Origin of the sequence: Hoylesella enoeca JCM 12259, from assembly GCF_000613405.1 — a bacterium.
Taxonomy (GTDB): domain Bacteria; phylum Bacteroidota; class Bacteroidia; order Bacteroidales; family Bacteroidaceae; genus Prevotella; species Prevotella enoeca.
This window is the reverse complement of record NZ_BAIX01000069.1, coordinates 1-7424: the sequence shown is the minus strand read 5'-3', so window position 1 is coordinate 7424 and position 7424 is coordinate 1. Positions and strand designations below refer to the sequence as shown.

The window sequence follows — 7424 nt, the reverse complement described above, 5'->3', positions numbered from 1 at the left end:
CGAAGTTCTTTTGCATCGCCGTGCTGCTGGTTATATTTGTTTGTTTAATCATCTCTTTAATTGTTCAGCCCCCCCACCCCCCTAACTTAGGGGGCTAAAGAAAACTGGGGGCAAAGGTAGGTAAATTAATTCAAACGAACAAGAAAAATATAAAAAGATTCTATTTGCATGCTTATTATCGCAGTTTTATGTATTTTTGCGCTATGGATTCAGTCTCGGTCAAAATCATTTCCAAATCGGAGGAGTTGCCGAAGTTGGTGTGCAATAACTTCTTTCATAGCACAGAGTTGTTCAAGATTCTTGAAAGAACTCCTGCGCATACGCCTTACATGGCATTGGCCGAGCATAGAGATGGACGTGTCTTGGGGCACATCCTTGCCATCGTGAGGCGCAGATGGGCATTGCTCCCACCTTATTTCTTCACACAAGGCCGAATCTATGGCGAGGGAGAATATGTCGATGAAGAGCAGAAAGAGGAGATTTTCGGACTTCTGCTCAGAGCTATTACCCGGAAATTCAGGCGCAAACTCTGTCTGTTTATCGAGTTTAGCAACACGGATAAAAAGATGTTTGGCTATCGTTTCTTTAAGCAAAACGATTATTTCCCCATTCCCTGGCAGGAGGTGCACAATTCGTTGCACAGCATGCCACCCGAAGAGCGACTCAGCAAGAAAGTCAAGAAACGCATCAAGCATATTTACCAGAGCGGCGTGATTACGCGGGCGGCTGAGACCAAGGCTGAGATCCATCAGTTTTACAACCTATTGAACAAATATTATAAGCTGAAAGTGAGACGATTCTTACCGCCGGAACCGCTGATTGACGAAATTGCTCACAGCAACAACGGCAAGATCTTCATTACCCTATATAAAGATAAGGTGATCGGTGGTTGTTCTTGCGTGTACTCCGAAGGGAACGCTTATCTTTGGCATTTGGCGTCGAGAGATAAGACCTATCCTCATTTGCGCCTAATTTAATGACTGTCTGGCAAGCCGTGAAGGATGCTTACGAACACAACTATGCCCATATCTTCTTCCTCGACGCTGGACTTCCGTTCAAGCGCAACAGATATCGGGAATTTATTCTAGGATTCGGAGGCAAACCGGTTGCCAAGTACCGATGGTTCAGGTTCTCCATTCCTTGGGTGAATCGGATTCTCTCGTGGTTTTACAGAGATTGAATTTGGCATAGCCATTTCCTCAATGTTTCTTCGATGCGGGCAACTGCCGTCAGCGGATCCATCGCCTGCGCGATGTCTGTATTCTCCGGATTGATACATAGGACGGTGTCGAATCCGGCTTCGAGCAATTGCTTTTTGTCCGCGATCTGACCAGCTATGAGAATCGTGCGAACTCCCTTGCGTCTAGCTCTTTGCAATATTCCGTAAGGCAATTTACCCATCAGAGTCTGGCGGTCGGCGCGGCCTTCACCCGTGACAACACACGAAGCTCCTATCAGACATTGATCAAACGATGTCAGATCAAGCAAAAGTTCGATACCCGACTGCCGCTCTGCTCCCAAGTATTGCATCAGCGCATAGCCCAATCCTCCGGCCGCACCAGCACCCGGTTGTGATGAACGATCGTAGCCGAAATGTTGGGCCGACAACGCAGCAAATCGTTGGGCGCGCCTATCCAACAGTCGTACTTGTTGCGCATCAGCTCCTTTCTGCGGCGCAAAAACGTGGGCGGCTCCATTCGCTCCGCATAAAGGATTCTGCACATCGCATGCGAGCGTGATATGCAGATCGGCAAAGTGACCTCTGATGTCATCGAAGTCTTCGCCACCGAAATGATCGATCAAAGCCCGCAGCATCCCCACACCGCAATCGCTCGTGGCACTTCCGCCCAAGCCGACGATCAGTCGGGTGCATCCTTGCTGCATGGCATCGCAGATCAACTCCCCTACTCCATAGCTCGTGGCCTTCAAAATGTTGCGCTCCATCGGATCTACCAAAGACAGCCCGACGCTTGCGCCACCTCAATCACTGCCGTTTGACATCCGTCGCCTGGTGTGATAACACCATACGCTGCCGTTATCGGGCGCATCATCGGATCATGACAGGACACGTGTTTCACCGTTCCGCCCAATGCCGCGCAGAATGCTTTGAGCATCCCTTCGCCGCCATCGGAAACTGGAATACTGATGATTTCGGCCCGACTGTCTGCCGAGCGGATTCCCCTTTCGGCAGCCTGCTCGGCTTCAAGAGAAGTGAGGCAGCCTTAAAACTGTCTATGGCTAATACGAACTTTTCCATATACAATATTAACGCCCTCTGTGCGTTTGTTCGTATATATGAGAATGAAATTATTCTATACCATTATAATAGGATTGATTTCGACAATAGAAATCAGCGCCCAACAGTTTATCTTGCAAGGTCGGGTGGTCAACGAACGAATGACGCCTCTGAAATTGGTCAGCGTCTCTGTGCCCCGACAAGGAAAAGTCACGTTTACTTCGCTGAAAGGTGCATTCAGATTACAATTGCAATCCGCCGACTCAGTGGCGGTCAAATTCTCGATGATCGGTTATAAGACGCGAACGAAAATCCTCATCCGTCCCAAAGGGAAACAGACGCTGCAAGTCGTGCTCCGTGAGAACGACAACACATTGGGCGAAGTCACCGTAAAAGAAAGGCAACGACAGACCGGCCAAACACAGAGCATTGGCACTGCCGACCTAAACCGAATGCCCTCCGTGAGCGGAAATGCCGTCGAAGAACTCATCCAGTCGCAAGCTGGTGTGTCGACCCACAACGAACTGTCGGCTCAATACAACGTGCGTGGTGGATCTTTCGATGAAAACAGTGTCTACATCAATCATGTCGAGATCCATCGCCCCTTTCTGATCCGTAGCGGACAGCAAGAGGGACTTTCGGTCATCAATCCCAATATGGTTGAGAAAATCGGCTTCTCCACGGGCGGTTTCGAAGCCAAATACGGCGATCGGATGTCTTCGGCCCTTGACATCACTTACAAGCTCCCGAAGACATTCGAAGCCTCACTCTCCGCGAGTCTGCTCGGGGCGAGTGCTTATGCAGGCTTCGGTAATGGGCATTTGACATGGAGCAACGGCATCAGATACAAGACCAATAAATATCTATTAGGTTCGCTCCAAACCAAGGGCGAATACAAACCTGTCTTCCTCGATTATCAAACCTATCTGAGTTATCAGCCCAACAAACATTGGCAGATCGATTTCATCGGCAACATCTCGGATAACCGCTACGACTTCGAGCCGCAGGACCGAGAGACAGCATTTGGAACCATGAAGGATATCAAATCCTTTCGCGTGTATTTCGATGGACAGGAACGAGATCTTTTCCGCACTTATTTCGGCTCATTGTCTGTCAAGCACAATCTCGGCAGCCGCACGTCCGTAGCGCTCCAAGCATCTGCCTTTTACACCCAAGAGCGAGAGACCTATGATATTCAAGGCCAATATTGGCTCACACAAACCGAAAGCAGCAAAAACCTGGGTGTCGGAACCTACTTCGAGCATGCCCGAAACTATCTGAAAGCTCGTGTCGGAAGTATCAAACTGATGTTTGAACACCGTTGGAACAAGCATCGGGCCGAGGGCGCACTGACTCTTAAACGCGAGCACATCAGCGAGCATTCGGCAGAATATGAGATGCGCGATTCTGCCGGTTACAATGTTCCCCACACGGGCACGGACCTGCGAATGATCTATTCCCTGCGTGCCAAGAACACGCTCAACGCCAACCGTGTCGAAGCTTACCTGCAAGACACCTATCGTTTCACCAGCCCCAACGAGCACACCCTCTTCACGCTAAATTACGGCATCCGTTTCAGCCATTGGAATTTCAACCGAGAAACCATCGCGAGTCCGCGTCTCTCCCTGGGCATCATTCCGGCCTTCAACCACAATATGACATGGCGATTGGCTGCGGGACTCTATTACCAGGCACCTTTCTTCAAAGAATTGCGAGACACCACGACCATCAACGGCATCACCGCTGTCCACCTAAACAATAAAATCAAGAGCCAACGATCCATCCACCTCATTGCCGGTTACGACCATCGTTTCAATCTCGGTGCCAGGCCCTTTAAATTCATTGCCGAGGCCTATTATAAACTCCTGAACAATCTCGTGCCATATAGTATAAACAACATGAAAGTGGTTTACGATGGCAGCACCATCGGCAACGGACATGCGGCCGGCTTAGACCTGAAACTGTTCGGCGAATTCGTACCAGGCACCGACTCTTGGCTATCACTCTCCGTGATGAACACGCGTATGAAACGCAACGGCCGAAGCATCCCCCTACCCACCGATCAGCGATTTGCCGTCAACCTCTATTTCACCGATTTCTTCCCCGGCACCACACGTTGGAAGATGTCTCTGAAGCTGGCTTATGTCGACGGCCTACCCTTCTCAGCACCGCACAGAGAATTGGAGACCAACTCCTTCCGCGCACCGGCTTACAAACGTGCAGATATCGGCATGAGCTATCGCTTGTTGAACAACGCAAACGGCCAGCGAGCCTCCCTCTTCAAGAATATTTGGTTGGATGTAGACTGCCTCAACCTGTTCGGTATCAGCAATGTTAACAGCTATTATTGGGTGACCGATGTCACCAACTGCCAATACGCCGTGCCCAACTATCTGACCGGTCGCCGCCTCAATGCCCGGATCACCTTCGAGTTCTGATCCACCCCCGCACACAGTTTTTCCTATATTATCTTATCACCTATCGTAACCTATCCCAACAAAAACAAAAAGGGTGAAAAGAAGCTCTCCCCAGCCATCTTCTCACCCTTCCCGGTTAATTCACTCTTTCACCTTTAAATAGTCTTTTTCCTTTAAATCATCTTTTCACGGTTTGGGAGTCTTCGCCTTCTTCTGCCTGGCCTTATTGATCACGTTCACTTCGGCCGCACGAGCAGCCTGGCGCATTTTGGCTTTGGGCGTGTAGATGATTTTGGGCGTTTTCAGTGTCTCGGCTGTCACATCTTCCTCCTTGTCCATCATCTTCGAGGGGAAGTAGACGCGTAGCGAACCCAGGTCTCCCATGTCGATGCTGAATCCCATCTTCACACCGCGGCACACGATGCGAGCCAGCGTAATGAGTGCATTCATCACATCACCGCGCGAGAGCGACGTCTCGTCTACAATCATGTCGCACAGCATCTCGAGCGTCAGGCGATTCCCATTCTTGGCCACGGCATAATACACCGTCTGCCCCTTTTTCGAGCCGACCGTCTGCTTCTTCGATCTCACTTCAAATTCAATCATGATTTTGTCTCCTTTTGATTAATTGATTAAACATGTAATTATTTGTTATATAATGAGCGATATTGCTCTCTTTTAAAGGTGTATAACACCAATCTTTAAAGGTGTATAACACCAATCTTTAAAGGTGTATAACACCCTTTATCAAAGGTGTTAAACACCTTTCTGCAATGGTGTACTACACCTTCTTGCACAAGTGTTTAACACCTATACAGCACTCTATTTTACATACCGAGCGGCCGGTATTGATTGTCGCTATCGTCGGCTTTCCATATCAGGAAACCTTTCGTACGAGCGTCTTTTCTCACGGTTACGTTGCTTTGGCTGAATTCCATGTAGTAAGCGTAGTCCGAGTGGTACGTATATATCGGGTGTGGCGTACAAGACCAAAAGAAGCCTCCATAGTTAAGTAGGCATAACGAACTTTGATAGTTGCCAAGCATTGGGAGGTAGAAGTAATCGCTTAGATTAATAGGCAGGTTTGGAGTAACACTGATGTTATCGAAATAGCCATCTGTATTACGATAATCGGTGCCATTATAGTTAGATTCTGTAAAACCAGATATCTGAGTTTTTTTCTTCAACCATATGCCGCCCTTGTAAAGGTGCCCCATCGTGGCCCAACGCGTTTGATCATCATAGTGGGGATCGCCTTGCATGCAATACCATATACACTCATTTACGTTGGGACAATCCTTGCAGCTGCGATTGGCGGCGGGATAAGGCCAAGAAGCATCTTCTCTACGCCAGCGAGGATCAGTGTTGTTTCTAGGATCGGTGCTAGTATTTTGAGTTCTGTTCGTAGGTTGGTCTACACCTGCTACATAACCGGATTTGTTCCATTCATGACCTGCCCAATATTGCTGCTGAGCATCCCACATGTAATAATTATCGCCGGGATACTCGGTGACTTTGATATTGGCTGTGATGGGATAGACGGTGTTCTCGGCATAATGGGTCGACGAGATCATCTTGGTGATCGTTCCGCCAACGTTTGTCACGATGTCTTTAATGGTGTATTCGATGGTGAGGGTGTGGGTGCCCGGAGCGATAACAGCATAGATGGCGTTGGTGCTTTGGCTGGTGGCGGCGTTGTTGAGCGGGAAGCCGGGAGCAGGAACGGTGGTTTGCGTTCCGTCGTAATTAAAAGGGCCTGGAACAAATCCGTTACCGAGCGTGGTGACGGTGATCTCGTTAGATGAGCCACTACCCGTCAGGCCCGTGGATGAGAGTGTATAGGTGCCGGCAATGTTGTTGTCGGACGTGATCTTGACTTGCGTGATATAGGTGCTGACGAGCTTGTTCGGCGTGCGGGGCAGCAGACAGAGATAGGCGGCCTTGTGGTCGAGATCGAAATGATAACTGTTGTCAGCCTGCTGGTGAGCTGTTGCTACACCGCAGTCGCCGGCCTCGCCTAAGTGCTTGGTCGAATTGGGAGCGGTTTGCGTTTGTGCCGTTGCGATGGTCACTTGGTTGTAGGCCGTGGCGTTTACGCCCGGATAATACACGTCTACGGTCGACGTGTTGTAAGCCTTCGACATGCGGAAGTTGGCCGTGGCCGACTTGGCTGTGATCTGGGCCGTGCCCGTGGCTCCGTCGGCCGTCCAAATCTTGTCGCTCGGCTCCCAGAAGTAGTCGACTGTTGTGCCGCCCGGTAAAGTCACGTCGAGCGATGTACGGGTTTTGATGGCGCTGCCGCCTACGAAGTTTGTGCCTGCGGCGATTTCTTGATTAGTGTCTTGCTTGGTGGTCTCTTCGTTAGCGCAAGATGCCGTGAAGAGCACGAGTGCAGCGGCAAATATGGAAGTGATATTTGTCTTCATGTTCATGTCATTTTTCATTTTGTGTTGTGTTACTCAATTAATCCCAAAAGTTCTCCTCGCTCGTGGGAGAGGGGCTTTCATCTTCGTCTTCCTCATCAAACCATCCTTGTTTGGCGTCGCCTCCGCCGCTACCCACGTGCCTTGGCTGTGTCCTCCGTTGAACTGGGAGCCTGTCGACAACAATGACTCTGCGTCAACAGGTTGATGGTTACCGCGGGCTTGCTGTAAGCCCAACTCTCTAATTGTTTTTGTTTCATAATCGCTATGTTTTGAATGAATAATTCGTGAAAATTTCCCCCTTGCTCGGTTGGCAAAAGGGCATAAAAAGAGAACAAAGGGAACTCC

At 49.6% G+C, this 7424-nt stretch carries 6 protein-coding genes and 1 pseudogene; 3 read left to right on the top strand and 4 right to left on the bottom strand.

Annotated elements, in window-relative coordinates; translation table 11 throughout:
* The first annotated feature begins 203 nt into the window (after positions 1 to 203).
* On the top strand, positions 204 to 977 hold the full coding sequence (locus JCM12259_RS15510) for a GNAT family N-acetyltransferase (RefSeq protein ID WP_309546428.1): 774 nt from the start codon (positions 204 to 206) through the stop codon (positions 975 to 977).
* Positions 977 to 1180 carry a hypothetical protein gene (locus JCM12259_RS17675; RefSeq protein ID WP_309546427.1) on the top strand — a complete coding sequence of 68 codons (204 nt, stop codon included), beginning with the start codon at positions 977 to 979 and terminating at the stop codon, positions 1178 to 1180. Before JCM12259_RS15510 ends, JCM12259_RS17675 begins: the two co-directional genes overlap by 1 nt.
* Here the strand turns inward: JCM12259_RS17675 and JCM12259_RS15505 are convergent.
* Positions 1168 to 2177 (bottom strand): annotated as a pseudogene (locus JCM12259_RS15505) (glycerate kinase family protein). The gene JCM12259_RS17675 and the pseudogene JCM12259_RS15505 sit on opposite strands and share 13 nt — an antisense overlap.
* A 118-nt stretch (positions 2178 to 2295) precedes the next feature.
* Between JCM12259_RS15505 and JCM12259_RS12070 the strand changes: the two are divergent.
* Positions 2296 to 4674, top strand: coding sequence for a TonB-dependent receptor (locus tag JCM12259_RS12070; protein WP_025066632.1), 2379 nt, complete (start codon positions 2296 to 2298; stop codon positions 4672 to 4674).
* A 165-nt stretch (positions 4675 to 4839) separates the two neighbouring features.
* Here the strand turns inward: JCM12259_RS12070 and JCM12259_RS12065 are convergent, their stop codons facing one another.
* From JCM12259_RS12065 to JCM12259_RS17550, 3 genes are all read right to left on the bottom strand, one after another.
* A complete protein-coding gene (locus JCM12259_RS12065; protein ID WP_025066631.1) occupies positions 4840 to 5259 on the bottom strand; it encodes an HU family DNA-binding protein in 420 nt (139 codons plus the stop codon).
* A gap of 221 nt (positions 5260 to 5480) precedes the next feature.
* The gene (locus tag JCM12259_RS12060; RefSeq protein WP_148299631.1) at positions 5481 to 7085 is read right to left on the bottom strand and encodes a fimbrillin family protein; all 1605 of its coding nucleotides are present in this window, start codon (positions 7083 to 7085) and stop codon (positions 5481 to 5483) included.
* Positions 7086 to 7207: 122 nt separating this feature from the next.
* The gene (locus JCM12259_RS17550) at positions 7208 to 7336 is read right to left on the bottom strand and encodes a hypothetical protein (protein WP_262499191.1); all 129 of its coding nucleotides are present in this window, start codon (positions 7334 to 7336) and stop codon (positions 7208 to 7210) included.
* Between the last annotated feature and the right edge of the window lie 88 nt (positions 7337 to 7424).